A 23,359-nucleotide genomic window follows, 5' to 3' on the forward strand; every position below is an offset into this window, starting at 1 on the left:
CCCATTTATGGGTAGCAAGTAATCGTTGCATGGCTGGCAGGCCAATAAAAAGCGCACTTGTGCGCAGCCAGTATCGGGTAGGGCTATGCCCGAAAATGAAATACCACCGGCTATGCCGGTGGATTTTTATTTCGTTGCGTCGCCTCTTTTCGCAAAAAAGTCTTCTTCAGGAAATACTTTTTGCGAGGTGTAAGTCTATTGCGTAAAAAGGGGATTTGTGGTAGAATAGATTTAACAGAGTTAAATCTATTCAGCTAAATTGTCTGCGACAGCTAAATGTGCTTCGCACGCTAATGGCGAATTTAATTTAGCTACTCTTGATAGTGTTATTTAGCTATCGAATGAAATGAGATAATTTAGCTTTGCACAGTAGTGCAAAATTTAGCTAAAAAGTTTGGCATCTAATTTGTTCACTGATTTTATACTTGAAAAACAGGAGGTGTGTGTATGAAAAAGCTTTTGTTTCTAATTGGTGCGGGACTGGCTTTTGTCATGCTGTTTTCGGGGTCTGTATGGGCGGCGGAGACAGTTAAAAGCGGAGTGTGTCCCGAGAATATAGAATGGAGTTTGGATGATACGGGTGTTTTAACCATCAGCGGTACGGGTGTGATGCATTATTCGGAAGAGCAGGCGCGGGCACCCTGGGAAGGGTTAGCGGATTCTGTTTTAAAGGTTGTTGTGCAGGAAGGAATAACCTTTATTGATAACTTTGCGTTTATGGGCTTTGAAAAGTTGGAGGAAATAGAGCTTCCCGAGGGACTGACAGGTATCGGAAATCTTGCTTTTGCAGATTGCAGAGCTTTGAAGGAAATTGTGATACCCGATTCGGTGGAGGCGATTGGACTTTATGCGTTTTCGGGGTGTACTGCTCTTGAATATGTAACCTTTGGGAACAGTATTTTAAGAGCGGAATTCTTATTTGATGCGGATTGCCCGAACTTAAAAGCGATTTTCTTTAACGGTACAAAAAAGGAGTGGTTTACACCGGTTAAGGTGGGTTTTACAAGCTACAGACCCATTATCGGACTACCGGAGAGCGCAGAGCTGATTTTTTTAGGGGATACGGATTGTGCGGTGTATCAGGTCGCAGGAAAGACGAAGGTACTTGTTAAAGAATTTCCGTCTGCAAAGGCGGTTCAGGTGCTGGCATACGACCAATCGGGCAGGTTGATTGGGGTCAAAACCGTTTCGGCGGACGGCAAAGCAATCTTTGACACCGATGCGGTAAAAAACGTAAAGGTATATGTCTGGAATCAAGACTATGTACCTATTGCTATAACCGAGGAAGTATAAAAAACAAGCTATTGCAAGTCGCAATAGCTTGTTTTTTATACAAAGGCAGAAATGTCGGGGGCGCCGTAGAGTTCCTCGTAGTCGGGGCCTAAGAAGCATGCAAAAGAGGAAATGTGCGTAAAGCCTAAATCCTTGTAAAAGGGAATATCCACCTTTACATGGTCATTGTGCGGTTTTAAAAGCTTGGGCGGTTTTTTGTATTCAGAATAAAGGGAATTGTCGTACCAGTATTCTAAGACTGTTGCCTCCTCGTATCCGAAAAAGTCCAGAAGCTTTTTTACATTTACAATTTCTTCTTCAGGCATATCCTTTGCAGGCTTTGTAAAGTCGCGCTTATAGGGGGCGTATTCCACGAACACACCCTTTTCGGGTATGGTATGCTTTGGCGGTGTAATGGTATCGCAATACGCAAGATATGCAATTTTAGCATTGGGACGGGTTGCTTTAAGCTTTTTTAAAATGGCGTTCATGGTCATCAGCTGATGGTCGGACGGAGAGAGCTTTTTGCAGTTTTCGCATTGGCAGTAATTTTTAATGCCGTCATCTAACCACAAATAAAAGCAATCGTCTGTGCCGTACAGCTTGTCTGCAAGCTCTGCGGCGCGGTTTGCCACATAGTCCATGGCATCGGCGTTGGTTACACAGAAATTAAATTCCTTTACGCGGTTGCCGTTTTCGTCCATGCGAAACCAGGTGGGGTGGGTGTCAAACAAATCACGGGGCAAAAGATAGCTTGCTACATGCAGTTCATAGTGGATTTTCAAACCCAATTCCCGTGCGCGGTCAATATTTTTACGGTATTCTGCGGTTTTACAAAGGTCAAGCATAGCCTCTAAATGCTCATGTGCCTTGGTACCACCCTCGGAATGTATACCTAAAACTTCTATATTATTCTGATGTAAACGGTCAATCCAGACATTTGTGATTTCGTCCGGGTGAATAATCAGTTTTTTCAAGAGTATCTCCCCCTTTTTTATAATAGTATCATATCTGAATTTGTTTTTCAACTAAAAAAAGAGACAAAAATATCAATTTTTGTCTCTTTTTTGTTAACCTTTAATCCAGTTGATAAACGGGGTGAGCACCAGCCAATCCAGCAACAGATACACGCCGATGACAAACACGAATATCCAGAAAGCACCCCATCCTGCTTTTACATTTTTGGGTTCGTTCTTGTCTTTTTTATCCTTCATACAATTTCCTCCTTCAAGCCGTGGGCAGGCACATCGATTTGTGTCACATCACTGCGGTTTACATAAAGGGTATGTGTTTTTTCATTTATATAGCGTTTTACACCGAATACATCCTCTGAGAGGGCAATGAATTCGGTTTTGCCCGATTTCAAAAGGTCGCTGTCTGCACGCTGACGCATGTATTTTCTATACAGATTAAAAGTGCTTTGGTCTTCCTTCCCCCAGGGGTAAGGCTTGCGGTTATCGGGGTCTTTACCGCCGGTTACACCGGCTTCGTCCCCGTAATAAACCGAGGGTACACCCGGGAAGGTAAACTGCAATGCCACAAGCTGTGTAAGCAGTTTAAAGCTGTGGTCGGGTGCAATTTCATCTGTCATGGTGCGGATGCGCTCGGTATCATGCGTACCTAACAGGTTTAAATTACACAGGAAAGCTGATTCGGGGTAGTTTTCCATCTGGGTCATGAAACGGTTTTTCAAATCATAGGCGTTGATATCGCCACGGAAAAAGTCGAACATAGAGTCCCTGAACGGATAATTCATAACGCAGTCTAACTCGCGGTGGGTGAAATATTTTCTTAAGGTGTCGTAGGCAACCTTGTTGGAAGCATCCTCCCACACCTCGCCCAGTACAATCGCTTCGGGGTTTTCTTCCTTTACGGTTTTAAAAAGAAGTGCCAGAAAATCGTCGGGCAGCTCGTCTGCCACATCTAAACGCCAACCACCGATGCCGCATTTTGTCCATTTGCGGATAACACTGTCTTGGTCTGTGAGCAGGAATTTTCGCAAATCTTCGTTATTTTCTTCCAAATCGGGCAGGTCGGTCACGCCCCACCAACACTCGTATTCTTCCGGATAGTCTGTAAAGCGGAACCAGGGGAAATATGGCGAGTCCTTGGATTGGAAAGCACCACCGTCTCCGTAATTTTTGAAGCGGTTAAAGTAGATGCTGTCTGCACCCACATGGTTAAAGACCCCGTCTAAAATCAGCTTGATGCCGTTTTTGTCTGCTTCCTGCACCAGTTGCATAAAGTCATGCTCGCTGCCTAATATGTTGTCGATTTTTTTGTAATCTGCGGTGGAGTAGCGATGGTTGGAGGCGGACTCGAAAATCGGGTTTAAGTAAATACAGCTAACCCCTAAATCTTTTAAATAGGGAAGCTTTTGGGTAATGCCCTTTAAATTTCCACCGTAAAAATCCCAGGTTTTGATGTCGTTATCTTCCCCGCGGATGTATGCGGGCATTTCTGACCAGTCGCGGTAGTAAACATCTTTTTTGGCTCGGATGACCTCTCCACCTACATGAAAACGGTCAGGGAAAATCTGATATACAATACCTTTTTTATACCAGTCGGGAATTTTAGGGGTTTTCTGATACACCGTAAGCTGCCAGGAATTCGGCATATCATCGGTGCAGTAGCTGCTCCCACCGTCCCCTCTGCCACAGTAAAAGGTTGGTCCGTAAATACTGTGCAAGCGGAAATGATAAAAGATAAGACCTGCCTCTTTGGGTGTCAGGGTGATATGAAACCAATCGCCCGCCTGCTCCATTTCCAGATCGCCCATGTTTTGGGTGCATAAATACACCCGGTCGCATTCCTCAGCAAGGATGGAAAAAGAAACAGCAGTACCGCAGGCTACGGCACCAAAAGGGGACTTGTGTTTTGAATTCCAAGCGTCAAACTGTATCACGGCATTTAAACCTTTCTGCACACAAATAATGTCAAAGTCCCCATGCCTGTGTGCAGACATGGGGGCAAAAAGTATAAAACTCAGACAACGAAATACGGGTCAATGCCCCAGATTTCTTCTGCGTAACGCAAAATGGTGTTGTCACTGGAGAAACGACCGGATTTTGCGATGTTGATAACTGCGGATTTATTCCAACTGTCACGATCTTTATAGCGTCTGTTGATTTCGTCATTTGCTTTCACAAAGGCATCGAAATCCTTCAGAACGAAAAATTCGTCATTCCAGGTTACCAGGTGGTTGTAAATTTCGTCATATTCACCCCAGCTGGAGGAATACATATCACTTCGGAGCTGATCTAAAACCTTGTGAACTCTCGGGTCGGTGTTATAAATCTCGGAGGACATGTAGCCACCGTTTTTATAGTAGTTGATAACCTCTTCCGAAGAAAGACCGAAGGTTACGATGTTTTCTTTACCAACCGCATCGTAAATTTCTACATTTGCACCGTCCATGGTAGCAAGGGTGATGGCACCGTTCATCATGAACTTCATGTTACTGGTGCCCGATGCTTCCTTAGAGGCGGTGGAAATCTGCATGCTCACGTTGGAAGCGGGGATGATGCGCTGTGCCGCGTCTACGTTGTAGTTGGGCACGAACACAACCTTTAATTTGCCCCCGATTCTCGGGTCGTTGTTTACTTTGTCCGCTACCGAGTTAATCAGCTTGATAACCGATTTGGCAAGGCGATAGGACGAAAAGGCTTTTGCACCGAAGATAAAGGTGCGGGGCGGTACATCCATATCGGGATTTTCCAAAAGCTCGTTATAAAGGTGCATGATGTAGAGAATGTTTAAGGTCTGGCGCTTGTAAGCGTGCAGTCTCTTAACCTGGGTGCAGAACAAGCTGTGGGTATCCAGTTCAATACCGTAATTTTTCTTGGTAAACGCATCCATTTCGATTTTTTTGCGATGCTTGATGCCTGCAAATTCTTCCCGGAAGGTTTTGTCATCTGCAAAAGGAAGTAACGCTTCCAACTCTTCGGGTTTTTTGATCCACTTATCGCCAATGGCTTCGCAAATCAGCTTTGCAAGCTCTGTGTTTGCAGAAAGCAACCAGCGACGGTGGGTGATACCGTTGGTTTTGTTATTGAATTTGCCCGGATAATGCTGGTGGAAATCTTTCAATTCCTGATTTTTTAAGATTTCGGTGTGCAGAGCTGCAACACCGTTTACCGAGTGCGAGCCTACAATCGCAAGGTTTGCCATGCGGATTTTACCGTCCCACATAATTGCCATTTTCTGGTGCTTGTCGTAATTATCCGGATATTTTTCCTGCAATTCTTCGTTGAAACGACGGTTGATTTCTTCAATAATCATGAATACTCTGGGGAGTAATTCTTTCATTAAGTTGATGTCAATCTTCTCAAGCGCTTCTGCCATAATGGTGTGGTTGGTGTATGCCATGGTCTTTGTGGTGATGTCCCACGCCTTTGCCCAGGGAATATTTTCTTCATCCATCAAAAGACGCATCAATTCTGCTACAGCCAGTGAGGGATGGGTGTCGTTGATGTGCACTGCATGGTATTTGTGGAAATCTTCTACCGCATAGCCTAAGCTTTTATGCTTGCGGAGCATGCTCTGCAGACCTGCGCTTACAAAGAAGTATTCCTGCTTTAAACGCAGGGTTTTACCGCTCTGGGTAGAGTCGTTGGGGTAGAGCATGTTGGAAATCAGTTCGGTGTTAAACTTCTTTTCAACCGACTTCATGTAGTCGCCCTGATTGAATTCGCCAAAGTTTACGTCTTCGCCTACAACCTTAGCGTCCCAGAGACGCAATGAGTTTACGTTACGGCAGTCATAGCCCACGATGGGGGTATCATACGGAACAGCTAAGATTTCATCATAATCCTTGTGCTGTACCTGAATCTGACCGTTTTTGTCCACTTCCACTTCTACACGGCCGCCGAATTTAACGGTAACCGCTTCGTCTTCACGGCGCATTTCCCAGATGTTTTCATGCTTTAACCAGTTATCCGATTCTTCAATCTGATAACCGTTTTGGATTTTCTGTTTGAAAAGACCGTATTTGTAACGGATACCCTGACCGTATGCGGGGATACCGGTAGAGCTCATGGAATCCAGGAAGCATGCGGCAAGTCTGCCTAAGCCACCGTTACCGAGACCCGGCTCGATTTCCATGTCCTCCAGTTCGCCCAAATCAATGCCCAGTTCTGCCATAGCTTCTTTAAACTGGTCCTTGATGCCGAGGTTGATGAGGTTAGAGTCTAATAATTTACCGAGCAGGAATTCCATAGAGAAATAGTGTACCTGCTTTACACCTTCGTCCACATACTGTGTACGGGTGTCGTGCCAGTAGTGGGCAATATAATCACGGACCAGACGTCCTGCTGCTTCATAGATGTGCAAAGGGCTTGCCTGGGTGATGTCTTTACCGTAGCGCGTAATCAGCTTTTTGGTAAAGTCCTTTTTAATCTGATCCTTGGTTTTGTTCAACATTTTAAATTGTTCACTCGCTTTCTAATTGATCGTAAATTTCCATATAATTCTGAGCCGCGATTTCCCAGCTGTAGTTGGAACGCATACCGCGTTTTAACAGCTTACGCCATGCATCCTTATCCTGATACACCTTTAAAGCATAACGGATAACATTCATCATGTCATGGGCGTTAAAGTTGGTAAAGGAGAAACCGTTGCCCTTATTTTTATATTCGTCGTAGGGCTGGATGGTGTCTTTTAAGCCGCCTGTTTCACGTACCAGCGGTACAGAACCGTAGCGCAGGGCAATCAGCTGTCCCAAACCGCAGGGTTCAAACAGGGAGGGCATTAAGAAAATATCACTGCCTGCATAGATTTTTCTTGCCAGCTCGTCGGAGAATTTGAGGTTTGCAGAAACTCTTTCGGGGTAGCGGAGTGCATAGTAGCGGAACACATCCTCATACTTGCTGTCACCGGTGCCCAAAAGCACAAGCTGAACCTTTTCTGCCATCATCTCTTCAATCATGGCGATAACCAGATCAAAGCCTTTTTGTGCAGTCATACGGCTGACAATACCAATCATGGGCATGTCGGGGTCTACAGCAAGACCCAGCTCTTTTTGAAGCTCGGTTTTGTTAATGACTTTATTTTCGGGCTTGGACCAGGTGTAGTTTGCAAAAATCTTGCTGTCGGTTTTGGGGTCGTTGATTTCATAATCCAAACCGTTTAATACGCCGCGCAGTTTATAGTTGTGCGCACTTAAAACACCGTTCAAGCCTTCCCCGAAGAAATCGTTCTGGATTTCTAAGGCATAGGTGGGGCTTACGGTGGTCACATAATCGGAAAAGACAATCGCTGCCTTCATAAACGAAATGCAGTCGTAGTATTTTACCTTGTCTTCGGTAAAGTAACCGTCATCTAAACCTAAAAGCTCGGTTAAGGTCTGCTTGGGATAAATACCCTGGAATTTTAGGTTGTGAATGGTAAGTAAGGTTTTGCAATATGCCTTTGTGCCGTAGTAGAAATGCTTCATAAGAAGCGGAATCATACCGGTGTGCCAGTCGTTGATGTGCAGGATGTCGGGATCAAAATCATCCATTTTCAAAATGGCTTCCAGAACACCGCGGTTAAAGAAAGCAAAGCGTTCGCCGTCATCATAGTAACCGTAGGCGCCGCCGCGCAGGAAATAAAATTCATTATCTAAAAAGTAAAAAACAGTGCCGTCAAGCTCGGTACGGTACAAACCGCAGTACTGGCTTCTCCAGCCAACCGGAACCGAGAAATCGCACACTTTTTCCATGTTATCTTTATAACTTTGGGGGATATCCTTGTATAAAGGACAAATTACGCGTGTTTCATAGCCTTTGCGAGTCAATTCTTTCGGGAGTGCATATGCCACGTCGCCCAGACCGCCGGTTTTGATAAACGGATATACTTCGGATGTAACGAAAAGTATTTTTTTCATGGTGCGTAATTCCTTTCTGAACTAAAATTTTCGGCACAGTCTGAAAAAACAAGACTGTACCCAAAGATATTATAACATAAAAACGCGTGTTTGTCACCCTTTTTTTCAAAAAATTACCCTTGTTTTATATAGAAATGGAAAAATTTTTAAAAAAATCTGATTTTTTTTCAAAAAAGGCTTGATTATTTCAGAAAAATGGTTTACAATATAGTCAAAGTGGAGGAAAATGCCACGAAGTGGGAAAAAGTGGCGGATAACTCGCGGATAATGTGCATAACTTTACGGAAAGGTGGTGGAAAAGTTGCTGATAGGTACCTATGAGCATAATATGGATGCGAAAAAACGTGTCATTATGCCTGCAAAGTTCAGGGAAGATATTGGCGACAAGTTCTACCTGACCGTGGGTTTTGACGGATGTATCCGTGGTTACAGCCAGGAAGAATGGGAAAAATACAAGTCCCGTTTTGACAGCTTGCCCGAGAGTAACGAAAACGCCAGAAAGATTCGCCGTGTGATTTTGGCGAACTCTTCCGAGTGCGAAGTGGACAAGCAGGGCAGAATCATCATTCCTCCCAATCTTTTAAAGCATGCAAACCTGATAAAGGAAACAGTAATCATCGGCCAGTCCGCTTATATTGAAATCTGGGCGAAGGAAAACTGGAATGTATATCAGCCGGAGGATGACGATATCAATCTGGAAGATTTAATCGGTTCTCTTTCGGAATTTGGCTTATAATATGGAATTTAAGCATGTATCGGTTTTGCTTGAAGAGAGTTTAGAGGCGCTAGCCTTAAACCAAGTTGGGATATATGTGGACGGGACTCTGGGAGGAGCGGGACACTCCTTCCAGATCCTCAGTCGCACCAAAGAGGCAAAGCTGATTGGCATTGACAGAGATGATGAGGCACTGACAGCAGCAGGAAAGCGGCTATCAGTTTTTTCTGACCGTACATATTTAAAGAAGGGAAACTTCTGTGATGTGAAGCGGTTGGTGGCGGAATGCGGATTTTCGTCCATCAACGGCGGACTTTTGGATCTTGGTGTTTCCAGCTATCAGTTGGACAACGGTGACAGAGGGTTTTCCTATAACCATGACGCAAAGCTTGACATGCGTATGGACCAAAGCGGTGGTATGACGGCTTATGATGTGGTTAACACCTATTCAAAGGAACAGCTTACAAAAGTGTTCCGGGATTATGGTGAAGAAAAGTTTGCATCGCAGATTGCGCAGAAAATCGTGCAGGCAAGGGAAACGGCACCGGTGGAAACGACTTTTCAGTTGGTAGAGCTTATCAAGCTCGGTATTCCTGCCAAGAACCGCAGAGAAGGCGGACATCCTGCAAAGCGGGTATTTCAGGCAATCCGTATTGAGGTAAACAACGAACTGGGCATTTTACGGGATGCTGTAAATGATTTTTTTGACTTATTAGAGCCGGGCGGAAGACTGGCAATTATCACTTTCCATTCATTGGAGGATAGAATTGTAAAAACTGCGTTTAACGATTTTTGCAAAGGCTGTACCTGCCCGCCGGATTTTCCCATTTGCGTTTGCGGAAATAAACCGAAAGGCAAACTGGTGTTTAAAAAACCCATAACCGCATCCGAAGAAGAATTGGAATACAACAGTCGCTCTTCCTGCGCAAAGCTCAGAGCGATAGAAAAATTATAAATAAAGAAAGGAATGCTTACATGTCTACAAGATACGCAAGCCAGTACGAATATTATTCTGCAACAAGTACGGTCGCAAAGCCGTATTCAATTCCCGTACCGCAAGAAACGGTGGGTGCAAGAACCGACAGCCGTACCCGTACAAGAGTAAGGGAAAAAAGTAAAATCAATATCAACAGCATTCTGGGGATTGTTTTCATTGCGGTGGTATTCCTTATGGTTTTCCGTTTTACGGCAATGAATGAGATTAATTCTAACAATGAAAAGCTTGCGGGACAGCTTAAGGAAGTATCTGCAAGAACAGACATGGCAAGAATTGCTTTAGACCGCACCACAGACTTAAATTATGTGGAATCGGTAGCCAAAAGCGAGCTTAGCATGGACTTTCCGCAGAGCCATCAGGTTATCAGCGTATCGCTGAGCTATCCGGACAAGGTGGTTGTTGCAGAAGCAGGGCAGGACGGAATGTGGCAGAGAATCGGAGATTTCTTTAGCGGCATCTGGGAATACTTAGCATAAAAGTTTACTATATATTAACGAAGTGAATGATGGAAGGGTACATAGAGCATGTACCTTTTTTTCCCTATTTATCTGTAATTTTTAGAGACGGAAAAACAGGGTGTTTTTTGCGTCCGGAAAAGGAGTGTAACATGAAGACAGCCGGTAAACAAGTTCGAACCAGAATGTTAGTGTTTTTGTATATTGTAATCGCTTGCTGTGCAGTTTTGGTTTTGCGCACAGGCTGGATTCAGTTTGTGGAGGGCGATACGCTTGAAGCAAAGGCGATACAGCAGCAAACCAGTGATAAAATTGTAAATCCCAAGCGCGGTACCATTTATGACCGTAACATGAAGGCTCTGGCGGTCAGCGCATCGGTAAAAACCATAAGTGCAAATCCAAATGCAATCCGCAAGGACCGTCTGGAAAATATTGTGGCGGTGCATTTGTCACGGATTTTAGAAATGGAATACGAGGACGTTGCGGAAATTCTGGCAAGAAATTCTACCTATGAATTTATCAAGCGAAAGGTTGAAATCGACCAGTATCAGGAGATTGAAAAGCTGATTGCAGATGAGGTTATTGCAGGGATTGATTTGGTGGAAGACTCTAAGCGTTATTATCCGTACAACAATTTTGCTTCTCACGTTATCGGCTTTACAGGTACCGACAATCAGGGACTTGCGGGAATTGAGCTGGCGTATGATGACGAGCTTAAGGGTATTTCCGGGCGAATTGTTTCGGCACGCAACGCAGTGGGCGGTAATATGCCCTTTGATTATGAGAAATTCTACACCTCGGAGGATGGCTACAATGTAGTACTGACCTTAGACGAGGTTATTCAGCATTATGCGGAAAGCCATCTGGAGGCGGCGGTAGCAGACAATCAGCTGGCAAACGGTGCGGCAGCAATCGTCATGGATGTAAAAACAGGTGAAATTCTTGCCATGACTACCAAGCCCGACTTTAATCTGAATCAGCCCTTCACGTTGGTGGATGCAGATATAAAAAATGATCTGGAAGCCATTGAAGAGGACGAAGAAAGAAATGTAAAAACCTCCGAAGCATTGCAAAAAATGTGGCGTAACAAGGCTGTGAGTGATATGTATGAGCCCGGCTCTGTGTTCAAAATCTTCACGGCAGCTATTGCGCTGGAGGAAAATCTTATACGGGACAATGATATGTTCACATGCTCCGGTGTTCGGCGTGTGGCAACACATAACATTCATTGCTGGAAAACCAACGGACACGGCACGCAGACCTTTGCGGATGCCATTAAAAACTCATGCAACCCGGCGTTTATGGAAATCGGTGACCGGATAGGTGCAGACAATTTCATTAAATATGTAAACGGATTTAACCTGGTGCATCCGACAGGCATTGATTTGCCCGGTGAGGCAGAAGGCCTGTTTTTCTCCCGTAAAAACATGGGGATTGCAGAAATTGCGACCTCTTCGTTCGGGCAGGGCTTCCAGGTGACTCCCGTGCAGATGATTTCGGCAATTGCTGCCGTGGCAAACGGCGGAAAATATATGAAGCCGCATATGGTTAAAGCTTTAACCGACGGCGACGGAAGAGTGGTTCAGCAAATTGAGCCTGAATTTGTAAAACAGATTATCTCGGAAGAAACGGCAGGTAAGCTTTGCACCTATTTAGAGTCGGTAGTATCCGAAGGCTCGGGTAAAAATGCTTATGTGCAGGGTTTCCGCGTAGCAGGTAAAACGGGAACATCTGAAAAAACACCCCGAAATCAGGGTAAATACATCGCTTCCTTCGGCGGGTTTGCGCCTGCGGACGATCCGCAGATTGCGGTACTCGTTATGCTGGATGAACCCATGGGCGGTCAGTATTACGGCGGTACCATCGCGGCACCTGTTGTAGGACACATTATGAATGACGTTCTGCGTTATCTGAACGTAGAACCACGCCTGAATGTGGAAGAAGCGAAGAATGTGGATGTAAGTGTGCCGGATGTAGTTGGTAAATCGGTTTCTGAAGCCATTTCTGTGGTGCAGGAGGCAGGCTTTACCTATTCGGTCAAGGGTAGCGGTGACAAGGTTAAGACACAAGTACCCAGCAGTACGGCAAGACTGCCCGAAGGCTCAACAATTGTACTGTATACCGAAGAGGAACCTGCTGAAAGCATCGTGGTGCCTAATGTAAGCGGTATGACACCTGAGCAGGCAAATCTTGCGATTGTAGGCAGCGGATTAAATATGAAACTTACCGGCAACATTACAGGTCAGGGTGATTCGGTTGTAGTCAGCCAGGAGCCTGCAGCAGGTACACAGGTACAAAAGGGTACAGTTGTTTATGTAGAAATCAGACACTTGGATGTAGAATAAACGAAAGAGGGTGTGCAGATTGAAAATAGAAAAAATTCTGGAAGGCATTGCGTATCAGGGAGACGGAAGCGTTGAGGTTACACATATCGAGTCGGACTCCCGTAAGGTTACGGAGGGCTGTTTGTTTGTATGCGTAAAGGGGTATGAAACAGACGGTCATAAGTATGCTAAAATGGCGGAGGAAAAAGGTGCTGCGGCAATATTGGCACAGGACGAAATCTCTGTTTCCTGCCCGGTTATTTATGTAAAGGACTCCAGAAGAGCATTGGCACACGCATGTAATTTATTCCACGGCAAGCCCTCGGAAAAGTTTACTTTAATCGGTATCACGGGTACCAACGGAAAAACCACAACCACCTTTTTAATCAAGCAGATTTTAGAATATGCGGGACAAAAGGTTGGTTTGATCGGAACCAATCAGAACATGATTGGTGACGAAATTATTGAAACGTCCAGAACCACCCCGGATTCTTTTGAATTGCAGGCTTTGTTTGCGAGAATGGCGGAGGCAAAGGTGGATACGGTTGTGATGGAGGTTTCCTCCCACGCGCTGTATTTAGACCGGGTATACGGCTGTGATTTTGATGTGGGTGTATTTACAAATCTTACGCAGGATCATCTGGATTTCCACAAAACCATGGAGAATTATGCAGAGGCAAAAGCTATTTTGTTCTCCCGCTGTAAAAAAGGCGTGGTGAACATGGATGACAAATGGTCTTCTGTAATGCTCGGCGGCAGCTGCGCGTATACCGGCTACTCTGTCGAAAAAGAGTCTGCGCTTCATGCAACCCATATATGCTTAAATCAGGAGAATGTTACGTTTAATATCGGAGAAGTTCCTTTTGTTCTGGGCATTCCGGGAAAATTCTCGGTATATAATGCATTAAGTGCAATCGGCGCGACCGCAAGTCTTGGCTTAGAGCTTCCCTTTATTGCAGAGGCATTAAAACATGCAAAGGGCGTAAAGGGACGTGCTGAAGTGGTGGACCTCGGTTTCGACTTTACGGTATTGATTGACTATGCACATACTCCGGACGGTCTGGAAAATATTTTAAAAACCGCCAAGGGCTTTGCAAAGGGCAGAGTGATTGCGCTGTTTGGCTGTGGTGGTGACCGTGACGCAACCAAGCGTCCCATTATGGGCGACATTGCAACCACACTTGCAGATTATGCGATTGTAACTTCGGATAATCCCCGTACAGAAGACCCCGATCTGATTATTGAAGATGTGGTAAAGGGTATTAAGAGCGATAACTACTGTGTATTTGCAGACAGACGGGAGGCAATTGTGCATGCACTCCAAATTGCAAAAAAGGACGATGTGATTGTTCTTGCAGGTAAGGGTCATGAGGATTATCAGGTTATCGGAAAAGAAAAAGTACATTTCGATGAAACCGAAATTTTAACAGAGATTCGGGACAAAATGAGTAGAGGAGAATAAAGATGGAAATGCTGACCTTGGCGGATATTGTCCGCGCTACCAAAGGGAAATTGTCCGGGGGAACACCGGAAACTGCAATTATAGATGTGAATACGGATTCCAGAGTGATTGGGGCAGGCATGCTTTTCGTTGCACTTTCGGGTGTGAATTTCGACGGACACAATTTCGTGCAGAGTGCTGCTGAGCAGGGAGCTGTTGCGGTGGTTGTGTCAAAAGATGTGGAAGTTAGCTGTGCAAAAATCATTGTTGAAGATACTTTGAAGGCTTTAGGTGACATTGCAACCTTTTACAGAAGCCGTTTCAAAATTCCGTTCGTGGGTGTGACCGGCAGTGTGGGAAAAACCACCACAAAGGATATGATTGCCTGGGTACTGGACTCTAAATACAATCTTTTGAAAACCAAAGGCAATTTCAACAATCAGATTGGTCTCCCGCTGACGCTTTTGCGACTGGAGAGGGATAATGAGATTGGCGTAACCGAAATGGGTATGTCGGGCTTTGGTGAAATTGATGCGCTGGCATCTATGGTAAAGCCGGATACCGGGGTGTTTACCAATATCGGTATGTCCCACATTGAAAAACTCGGGTCGAGGGAAAACATCTGCAAGGCAAAGCTGGAAATGCTTTCTCATATCCGCCCCGGCGGAAACGTGATTTATTGCGGGGACGATGATATGCTCTGGAGTGAGCGCATGCGTTTTAACGCTTTCAATTCCTTTTCTTACGGTATTGTGAATGAGGAATGCGATGTGCGTGCGGTAGATATTGCATACGATTCCTCGGGGACTGCGTTTACACTGGTACACGGGGATGTATCCGTTCGGGTATGTATTCCGGTGTTTGGGGAGCATAATGTAAAAAACGCGATGGCTGCTTATCTTGTGGGTGTTTGCTATGGTGTTTCTGCTTCGGAATATGCTGAAGCGGTTGCAACCTTTGAACCCGGGAAAATGCGTCAGAACATTTTGGAGGTTAATGGTGTAACGGTCATCAATGACTGCTACAATGCAAGCCCGTCATCGGTGCAGGCAGGTCTTAAAATTTTAAATCAGATTGACAAAAACAGACGAAAAGTTGCTGTGCTTGGTGATATGCTTGAAATGGGTGATTTTGCATCTGCATCTCATGAGCTGGTGGGCGGCTATGTGGTGGAAAACAATGTGGATATTCTGGTGACTGTCGGAAAAGACAGCTTAAATATTGTGCAAGGCGCAATCCGTAAAGGCATGAAGGAAGAAAATACACGCAATTTTGAAACAAATGAGCAGGTTATAGAATATTTAGATTCCATTGTGCGTACAGGAGACATTGTGTTGGTTAAGGCGTCCCGCGGTATGAAGCTGGAGACGGTTGTTGAGCATTTGATTCGGTTTTAAACCGCAGAAATAGTGGATCTTAAAAAAGATCGGAAACGGAGAAACAGATGAGTGTGAGTATGATTTGGAATATGGGCCTTGAGGTACTGAAGGTGGTTTTTTCCGGCATGGAACCTGCTTTAATGGCATTTGGTGTGGCGTTTTTAATCTCGGTGATTTTGACACCGGTTTTGATTCCTGTTTTAAAACGCCTGAAATTCGGGCAGACCATCCGCGAAATCGGACCGAGCTGGCATCAGAAGAAAAACGGAACACCCACCATGGGCGGTATCGGGTTTCTGGTGGCGGCAGTTGCGGCAACGTTGGTTTTTTCGAAATTTGACCCCAAAGCGATTTTAGGTGTGATTGCAGTAGTTGCTTTCGGCATCATCGGCTTTGTGGATGATTTCATCAAGGTTGTCCTGAAAAGAAACCTCGGACTTACTGAAGTGGAAAAGCTGATTCTGCAGGTTGTGGCTTCGGTCGGCTTTTTGATTGCGGCATATCTTTTGGGTATGATTGACACAAAGCTTCACATCCCGTTTACCGACATTTCCATTCAGCTTTCCTGGTTCTATTTTCTGTTTGCGACCTTCTTTATAGTCGGTTTTGTCAACGCAGTAAATTTAACAGACGGTGTGGACGGTTTGGCGGGCAGTGTAACACTGTTGGTTGCGCTGTTCTTTATGCTGAGTGCGGGTAAAGCAGGAAATACCGGTGTTGCGGTGCTTTGTGCATCGGTAGCCGGTGGTGTTTTTGCATTCCTGTTCTATAATTTTAATCCCGCAAAAGTGTTTATGGGCGATACCGGCTCGCTGTTTTTAGGCGGTGTTGTTTCGGTTTCTGCCGTGCTGATGCGCTGTGAACTGCTTTTGCTGTTGGTTGGTCTGATTTATCTGATTGAGGCTTTTTCGGTTATGATTCAGGTTGCCTACTTTAAAAAGACCGGCAAACGTGTATTTTTAATGACACCCATTCATCATCACTTTGAGAAGAAGGGCTGGAAAGAAAACAAGATTGTGATTGTATTTTCGCTTATTACTTTGCTTTGTTGCATAGTTGCCTTTTTGGCATAAAACTTTGAAGGGAGGCACATAACAATTTGAAAAAAACAAAATTCCGTGTTTTTAACGGTGAAAAAGAAAAAAAGAAAAATAAAGGACAGCCGGATGCGATATTGTTTAATGTGATTTTGGTTTTGCTTTGCTTCGGTCTGGTTATGTGTTTCTCGGCTTCAGCTCCCTCTGCCAATCAGAATATGGGGGACAGCTATTACTATTTCCGAAAACAGCTTACCGTTGCCATTGTCGGTTTTGTGGGTATGCTGATTGCCATGCGTTATGACTATCATAAGTTGGCGCAGAAATTACCTTTGTTTTTTTGGGTGACACTCGCATTGCTGGGTCTGGTGTTGTTGTTCCCGGAATATAACGGCGGTAAACGCTGGATTAATCTGGGTGTTTCCTTCCAGCCCTCCGAGCTTGCGAAATTTACCGTGATTTTATGGTTTGCATGTAAGCTGTCTGCGAAAAAACAAAAATGGAACAAACCCAAGGATCCCAAAACCTTTGTGAAATATTTCGTGCAGGATTTTGTACCGTATCTGGGCTTTTTGGCGATATTTGTGGTTCTGCTCATGCTTGAACCGCATTTCAGCTGTACCATTTTAATTTTTGCGGTTGGTATGGTGATGCTGTTTGTTGCAGGCATGAACTGGGGATATCTGGTTGCCATTGCGGCGCCGGTTCTGACGTTGGGTGTGTGGTTGGTTTCTTTCGGTTACAGAAGTGCCCGTATTGCAAGTTGGCTGGATCCCTTTGCCAATCCGCAGGGCGAAGGCTGGCAGATTATTCAGTCGTTGCTTGCCATCGGTTCGGGCGGTATGTTCGGTCTTGGTCTCGGACAGAGCCGTCAGAAGTTTTTATGGCTTCCCGAGCCTTATAATGACTTTATCTTTGCAGTGCTTTGCGAAGAGCTGGGCTTTGTGGGTGCGGTTTGCCTGATTGCACTTTTTGCCGTGCTGATCTGGCGTGGCATCTGCATCGCACAACGTGCACCGGATTTGCTGGGCACACTTCTGGCTGTGGGCATTACTGCCTTAATGGCATTGCAGGTTGTAATTAATATCGCAGTTGTAACCGGTACCATCCCGGTAACCGGTATGCCGCTCCCGTTCTTCTCCTCGGGTGGTACTGCGTTGATTTTCACAATGGCAGAAATGGGCGTACTGCTGAACATTTCTTGTCAGGGTAAGGCTGTGGCAGGCGATCGGTAACACTTTAAAAAATCCCGCATATTCTTGTAATATAAGGGGGATTTTCAGATGGGGAAGATTATTGTTCGCGGTGGCAGAAAGCTTAAGGGTCGTCTTTGTGTGCAAGGCTCTAAAAATGCAATTTTGCCAATGCTTGCCGCTTGCGTGCTGTGTGACGGTCAGTGTACCATTTATAATTGTCCCGATATTTCAGATGTGGAGGATGCCCTGGAAATTATACGGGAGTTGGGCGGAAAAGCACATCGGGTGGGACGGCTTTTAAATGTGGATACAAGAGACATCCGTAATTTTGAAATCTGCAAACCGCTTATGCACAAAATGCGTTCCTCGGTAATGTTTCTGGGTGCAATTCTGGCTCGTATGGGGAAAGCGGTTGTTTATACACCGGGTGGTTGCGAAATCGGGAATCGCCCCATAGATATACATATTGATGCGCTTTCTGCTTTGGGTGCATCCGTCTTTGAAGAAGAGGGACGGCTGGATTGCACATTCGGCGGTAAAAAGGCGCAGGACGTGTATTTGAAATTTCCCAGCGTAGGAGCTACAGAGAACGCCGTTATGGCATCGGTGCTCGGCAAGGGTACAGTTACGGTGCATAACACGGCAAAAGAGCCGGAAATACTGGAACTGCAGAAATTTATAAATGCCATGGGCGGCAGAGTGTCGGGAGCAGGGACGGATACAATTGTGATTGAGGGTGTCCGTTCGTTGCACGGGACAACGTATACCGTAGCGGGCGACCGGATTGTGTGTGCAACCTATCTGATGGCTGCTGCGGCGACGGGCGGTGATATATGCCTGACGGGTATTTGTCCGTCTGATGTACGCACCGAAATCGGTTTACTCCGACAGATGGGGTGTGCAATATGTCATGTCGGGCAGGAGATTTGCCTGAAAGCCCAGGACAGACCGCTGGCACTGAAAAAAGTGGAAACGCAGGTGTTCCCCGGGTTTCCAACAGATGCGCAGGCACCGCTTACGGCATGTATGGCGGTGGCACAGGGGACAACAGAAGTTGTTGAACACATATTTGAAAACCGTTTCCGACACATACCTGAGCTTATAAAAATGGGTGCAGATATTTCGGTTGTCGGGGAAAAGGCAATTATAAAAGGCGTGCCGAAGCTTTACGGCGCACAGGTGGAAGCCAAAGAACTGCGCGGTGCAGGTGCACTGGTATTAGCGGGACTTTGTGCAGAAGGTGTAACAAAAATGACCGGAACAGAATTTCTGGACCGGGGATATGAGCATATAGAAAGGGCACTTACAAGTTTAAACGCGGATATTGTGCGTGAAGGAGAATATGGCTGTTAAAAAACGTAAGAAGAAAAAGATTATTCAAATACGCAAAAACAGCAGGGTTGCAAAAGTCATAGCCGTTCTGGCTCTGATTGCTGTTACCCTGTTTATTCTCATGCTTACCCCTTTGTTTGATGCAAAGCATCTGGTTGTCCGTTCCGCAGATGGCGGTAAGCCAAAGCAGGTTACTGCGGGTGAGGTAAAGCAGGCGATTGAATATAAGTCGACTGAGAACATCTATCAACTAAGCATCAGGAAGGGCGAAGAAAAACTGGAACAGCATCCGTATGTGAAAAAGGCTGTTATCAAGCGGAAAATTCCAAGTACAATACAGGTAACGCTGACAGAGCGGGTGCCTGTGTCTTATGTTGCGTTCGGCAACGCGGTTGTGTTACTGGACGAGGAAGGTTATCTGTTGGAACAACAGGGAAAGAAGCCCAAAAAGCTGCCGGCTGTAACCGGTATTTCGGTTAAAACCTTAAAAATCGGAGACAGCCTTAAGGAGCGGAATGTGGCAAAGGCGAATGCATATACAGCATTATATGAGAAGCTTGCGGAATATGAGCTGGCAGCTCAGACAACAGAGATTGATATCAAGGATCCGAATCAGATTAAGTGTGTACTCGGCGGTAACAAAGAGATACATTTCGGGGACGGCTACCAGCTGGATTACAAGATGCGTATGCTACAGGTTGCGGTGGAAGAACTCGGCCCCTCAGAGGCTGGTACAATTACGCTTACGGTGGAGGGGAAAGCTATTTTTACCCCGAAAGAGTCATAATTTTGCAAAAAAAACGCGAAAAAGTTAAATATTTTGAAAAAAATTTGAAATTTGTTATTTACAATTTTCAAACTTTGTAATATAATATTTATATAAGTGTATTTAAGGAGGAAAAAGAGATGGCAATGGATTTTATTGTTGACGGAAATAACGGTGCACAGATAAAAGTAGTTGGTTGTGGCGGTGGCGGTAACAATGCCCTGAACACAATGATTGATGCCGGTTTTACAGGTGTTGAATTTATTGCTGTAAACACGGACAAGCAGGCACTGGCAAATTCCAAGGCAGATGTTAAAATTCAGATTGGTGAAAAAATCACAAAAGGTCTTGGCGCCGGTGCAAATCCTGAAGTAGGCAGAAAGGCTGCTGAAGAAAGCTATGAAGAAATCGCACAGGCATTAAAGGGTGCTGATATGATTTTTGTAACCGCAGGTATGGGCGGTGGCACGGGTACAGGTTCTGCGCCTATCGTTGCAAGACTTGCTCGTGAAATGGGCATCTTAACCGTTGGTGTTGTTACAAAGCCGTTCAGCTTTGAAGGCAAAATCCGTACAGCAAATGCTTTGGCAGGTATTGAAAACCTCAAAGAAGCAGTAGATACATTGATTACAATCCCGAATGATAAATTGTTTGAAGTAGCACAGAAAAACACTTCTTTGCTGGATGCTTTCATTGTAGCAGATGATATTTTAAGACAGGGTATCCAGAGTATTTCCGATATCATTACAGGTCAGGGCTTCATTAACCTTGACTTTGCAGATGTTAAGTCTGTTATGGCAAACTCCGGTTATGCACATATGGGTATCGGTATTGCAAAGGGCGACAACCGTGCAGAAGAAGCAGCAATGCTTGCAATCAAGAGCCCCATTTTGGAAACTTCCATCGATGGTGCAAGAGGCGTTATCATCAATATCAGCGGTGCGAACCTTGGCATTCTGGAAGTTCGTCAGGCAGCAGAACTGATTCAGCAGTATGCAGATCCTTCTGCAAACATCATCTTTGGTGCAACCATTGATGACCGCATGGGCGATGATATCAACATTACTGTTATCGCAACCGGTTTTGATACCAAGAACGGTTTCTCCTTCGGCAAAGCAAAGGCAGAACCTGTCAGCCCCGTTGCTGCAGAGACTCCTGCACAGGGCGGTTTGTTTGCAACCTTAAAGAACGAACGTGAAATGCAGCGTGATGTAACACCTGCGTCTTCCGATGAAGATGATTTGGGTCTCCCGTCTTTCATGCGTAAAAAGTTCTAAGAACAACAAAAAATTAAAACCCCGGACGGTTTTAAACCGTTCGGGGGATTTTCATGCTTTAGAAACGAGGGATAGCAATGCAATGTGAATCGTGTGCATATTATGAGTATGATGATTTGCAGGAAGAATATTTCTGCACAGCAGACATTGACCAGGATGCATGGGAAAGATTGTGCGCATCAAACGCAAAGAGCTGTCCATATTTTCGGGACGGCGACGAATACAGCCTGGTACGCAAGCAAAATTAAGGAGGAGAAAAGAGATGGCAAGATTTTTCCCGATTGGGCTGTTGGTCATTTCCAATGTGTTCATGACCTTTGCCTGGTACGGACATCTAAAAACCAAAAGCACAGCCCTTTGGCTGACCATTTTAATCAGCTGGGGCGTGGCATTTTTTGAATACATATTTCAGGTACCCGCAAACCGGTTAGGAAGTAATTACTTTACAACTGCACAGTTAAAGGTTATTCAGGAGGTTATTTCCCTTTCGGTTTTTGCAGTATTTTCGGTGCTGTATCTGAAAGAGAAGTTTACATGGAATTATCTGTTTGCTTTTTTATGTATTCTGGCGGCAGTATTCTTTATGTTCAAGAAATGAAAAAAGGGAATGTAAAAAAAGTCCGGATCGCAAAAACGCGAGTATAAAGGCGAACAAAGTTTGTGCAAACTTACAAGAACGACACCAAATGAAGAAAACACGCAAAGTTTTGCGTGTTTTCTTTTGATAAATGCGTTTTTGCTATGAACAAACTTCGCCTCTCGACGTACCTTTGTACGCCTTCGGGTAACCCCAAACCGCGATATAGCGCGGTTTGGGCTCAGTTTGTCCATTCCAAACATTTTTTCCTATCCCCAAAAAAGGAGCTGTAATAAATTTACAGCTCCTTTTTATTCATTATTTTTCTTCTTCTTGTTGTTCATCTTCCTCAGGCTCAGGGAGACGGACTACGCGCAGGGTTTCTGCACAGTGCGAGTCAGTGGCAAGAACGGTGATTTCTAAGTTTTTATAGGTAAACATATCACCTTCGTCAGGCAATTTGTCCAGCTGTTCGGTTACCCAACCGCTTAAAGAAATGCTTTCGCTTTCTTCTTCAGCCTTGATTTCAAAGTAGTCAAAGAAATCGTCGATATCCACAGAGCCGATAACCTCAAAGGTGTCCGGTTCGGTTTCCTTAAAGGGGTCTACTACCTCGTCATGTTCGTCCCAGATTTCGCCTACGAGTTCCTCTAAGATGTCTTCCATAGTGACAATGCCTAAGGTTCCGCCGTATTCGTCCAGAACAACTGCAATGTGGGATTTTTCGGTCTGCAAAAGCTTAAGCAGGCGGTTGATTTTTTCGGATTCGGGGATAAATACCGGCTCGGAAATGATTTCGGACAAGGGTTGAGGCGTAATTTTTCCGTCGATATAGAAATCCTTCTGGTGCAGTACACCTACAATGTTGTCGATGCTTTCTTCGTATACCAAAAGTCTGGAATATTTGGTTTCAGAGAATTTTTTTGCAAAATCCTCTTTGCTGCTGTCAATGGGGAGCGCTTCCAAATCTACACGGTGAGTAAGAATGTCTTCTGCCTTGCGCTCGGAAAATTCAATGGCGTTTCGTAAAAGGTCACCACCATCTTCGTCAATACTTCCCTCTTCTTCAACCTCGGATACAAACATCAAAAGCTCTTCCTGGCTCATTTTCTGATTGTCATCTGCTTTAAAAAGCTTGGACATCAGCTTGCCGATGCCTGAGAAAATTGCGCTGATGGGGGTGAGTATAATCATGAAGAAATTAATGATGGGTGCCGAGAACATTGCGAAAGCTTCGGGATTGTTTTTTGCAGCTGTTTTCGGGGTGATTTCACCGAAAATCAACACGACAACGGTAACGACAATGGTTGATACGGTTGCACCCAAATCTGCGTTGCCGCTTAAAATAGCGGTGAAAAGCAAGGTGCCGATGGATGCTACGGCGATGTTTACAATGTTGTTGCCGACCAAAATGGTAGAAAGAAGCTTTTCGTATTTATCCGAAAGCTTTTCCGTTAAAATTGCACGTTTTTCTCCCTTTTCCGCCAAGGTCTTGATACGGGTTTTGTTTAAGGATGAAAACGCCGTTTCTGTTGCCGAAAAGTAGGCGGACAGAATAATGCATATGGCCATTGCTAAGATTTGTGGGAAATAATCCATTGTTTAAATTCTACTCCTTTTGATTTAAATGAAAAGAAAACAACAAAAAGACACAGCCGTTAAGTATGATAACTTACGGATATGCCTTCACTATTCAAAACTATTCAGATACGGTGCTGCGTTACAG

Annotated in this window: 20 protein-coding genes; 14 read left to right on the top strand and 6 right to left on the bottom strand. The window is 44.9% G+C overall.

Annotated elements, in window-relative coordinates:
- The first annotated feature begins 447 nt into the window (after positions 1–447).
- Positions 448–1,293: a leucine-rich repeat domain-containing protein gene (locus IJE10_00005; GenBank protein ID MBQ2966488.1), complete on the top strand. Its 846-nt coding sequence runs from the start codon at positions 448–450 to the stop codon at positions 1,291–1,293.
- 35 nt (positions 1,294–1,328) lie between these two features.
- On the opposite strand, the gene IJE10_00010 is transcribed toward IJE10_00005, so the two are convergent.
- From IJE10_00010 to glgA, 5 genes are all read right to left on the bottom strand, one after another.
- Positions 1,329–2,249 (bottom strand): DUF4838 domain-containing protein, encoded by a 921-nt coding sequence (locus tag IJE10_00010; GenBank protein MBQ2966489.1) that lies wholly within the window; start codon positions 2,247–2,249, stop codon positions 1,329–1,331.
- 93 nt (positions 2,250–2,342) lie between these two features.
- Entirely contained in the window at positions 2,343–2,486 is a 144-nt protein-coding gene (locus IJE10_00015; GenBank protein ID MBQ2966490.1) for a hypothetical protein, read from the bottom strand.
- Complete coding sequence (locus IJE10_00020) at positions 2,483–4,177, bottom strand: glycoside hydrolase family 13 protein (GenBank protein ID MBQ2966491.1); 1,695 nt, start codon at positions 4,175–4,177, stop codon at positions 2,483–2,485. Before IJE10_00020 ends, IJE10_00015 begins: the two co-directional genes overlap by 4 nt.
- Before the next feature lie 80 nt (positions 4,178–4,257).
- Positions 4,258–6,690 carry a glycogen/starch/alpha-glucan phosphorylase gene (locus IJE10_00025; protein ID MBQ2966492.1) on the bottom strand — a complete coding sequence of 811 codons (2,433 nt, stop codon included), beginning with the start codon at positions 6,688–6,690 and terminating at the stop codon, positions 4,258–4,260.
- Between the two features lie 13 nt (positions 6,691–6,703).
- The gene (glgA, locus tag IJE10_00030) at positions 6,704–8,137 is read right to left on the bottom strand and encodes a glycogen synthase GlgA (GenBank protein MBQ2966493.1); all 1,434 of its coding nucleotides are present in this window, start codon (positions 8,135–8,137) and stop codon (positions 6,704–6,706) included.
- 301 nt (positions 8,138–8,438) lie between these two features.
- Here glgA and mraZ point away from each other — a divergent pair, with 301 nt between their 5' ends.
- From mraZ to IJE10_00095, 13 genes are all read left to right on the top strand, one after another.
- Positions 8,439–8,873, top strand: coding sequence for a division/cell wall cluster transcriptional repressor MraZ (gene mraZ / locus IJE10_00035; GenBank protein MBQ2966494.1), 435 nt, complete (start codon positions 8,439–8,441; stop codon positions 8,871–8,873).
- 1 nt (position 8,874) lies between these two features.
- Positions 8,875–9,807, top strand: a complete 933-nt coding sequence (rsmH, locus tag IJE10_00040; GenBank protein MBQ2966495.1) for a 16S rRNA (cytosine(1402)-N(4))-methyltransferase RsmH — start codon at positions 8,875–8,877, stop codon at positions 9,805–9,807.
- A 20-nt stretch (positions 9,808–9,827) separates the two neighbouring features.
- Positions 9,828–10,325, top strand: a complete 498-nt coding sequence (locus tag IJE10_00045) for a hypothetical protein (protein ID MBQ2966496.1) — start codon at positions 9,828–9,830, stop codon at positions 10,323–10,325.
- Between the two features lie 131 nt (positions 10,326–10,456).
- Positions 10,457–12,649, top strand: coding sequence for a PASTA domain-containing protein (locus tag IJE10_00050; protein ID MBQ2966497.1), 2,193 nt, complete (start codon positions 10,457–10,459; stop codon positions 12,647–12,649).
- Positions 12,650–12,668: 19 nt separating this feature from the next.
- Positions 12,669–14,090 (top strand): UDP-N-acetylmuramoyl-L-alanyl-D-glutamate--2,6-diaminopimelate ligase, encoded by a 1,422-nt coding sequence (locus IJE10_00055; GenBank protein ID MBQ2966498.1) that lies wholly within the window; start codon positions 12,669–12,671, stop codon positions 14,088–14,090.
- Positions 14,091–14,092: 2 nt separating this feature from the next.
- Positions 14,093–15,466, top strand: a complete 1,374-nt coding sequence (locus IJE10_00060) for a UDP-N-acetylmuramoyl-tripeptide--D-alanyl-D-alanine ligase (protein MBQ2966499.1) — start codon at positions 14,093–14,095, stop codon at positions 15,464–15,466.
- 107 nt (positions 15,467–15,573) lie between these two features.
- The gene (locus IJE10_00065) at positions 15,574–16,521 is read left to right on the top strand and encodes a phospho-N-acetylmuramoyl-pentapeptide-transferase (GenBank protein ID MBQ2966500.1); all 948 of its coding nucleotides are present in this window, start codon (positions 15,574–15,576) and stop codon (positions 16,519–16,521) included.
- A gap of 26 nt (positions 16,522–16,547) precedes the next feature.
- Positions 16,548–17,720: a putative lipid II flippase FtsW gene (ftsW, locus tag IJE10_00070; GenBank protein ID MBQ2966501.1), complete on the top strand. Its 1,173-nt coding sequence runs from the start codon at positions 16,548–16,550 to the stop codon at positions 17,718–17,720.
- Between the two features lie 48 nt (positions 17,721–17,768).
- Positions 17,769–19,034 carry a UDP-N-acetylglucosamine 1-carboxyvinyltransferase gene (murA, locus tag IJE10_00075; protein ID MBQ2966502.1) on the top strand — a complete coding sequence of 422 codons (1,266 nt, stop codon included), beginning with the start codon at positions 17,769–17,771 and terminating at the stop codon, positions 19,032–19,034.
- A complete protein-coding gene (locus IJE10_00080; protein ID MBQ2966503.1) occupies positions 19,024–19,800 on the top strand; it encodes an FtsQ-type POTRA domain-containing protein in 777 nt (258 codons plus the stop codon). The genes murA and IJE10_00080 overlap by 11 nt, the downstream gene beginning before the upstream one ends.
- Positions 19,801–19,925: 125 nt before the next feature.
- Positions 19,926–21,056, top strand: a complete 1,131-nt coding sequence (gene ftsZ, locus IJE10_00085) for a cell division protein FtsZ (protein MBQ2966504.1) — start codon at positions 19,926–19,928, stop codon at positions 21,054–21,056.
- Between the two features lie 77 nt (positions 21,057–21,133).
- Complete coding sequence (locus tag IJE10_00090; GenBank protein ID MBQ2966505.1) at positions 21,134–21,304, top strand: hypothetical protein; 171 nt, start codon at positions 21,134–21,136, stop codon at positions 21,302–21,304.
- A gap of 14 nt (positions 21,305–21,318) precedes the next feature.
- Entirely contained in the window at positions 21,319–21,654 is a 336-nt protein-coding gene (locus IJE10_00095) for a DMT family protein (GenBank protein MBQ2966506.1), read from the top strand.
- A 297-nt stretch (positions 21,655–21,951) separates the two neighbouring features.
- On the opposite strand, the gene IJE10_00100 is transcribed toward IJE10_00095, so the two are convergent.
- Positions 21,952–23,232, bottom strand: a complete 1,281-nt coding sequence (locus IJE10_00100; GenBank protein ID MBQ2966507.1) for an HlyC/CorC family transporter — start codon at positions 23,230–23,232, stop codon at positions 21,952–21,954.
- Positions 23,233–23,359: the final 127 nt, after the last annotated feature.

The organism is Clostridia bacterium, assembly GCA_017410375.1.
GTDB lineage: Bacteria > Bacillota > Clostridia > RGIG6154 > RGIG6154 > RGIG6154.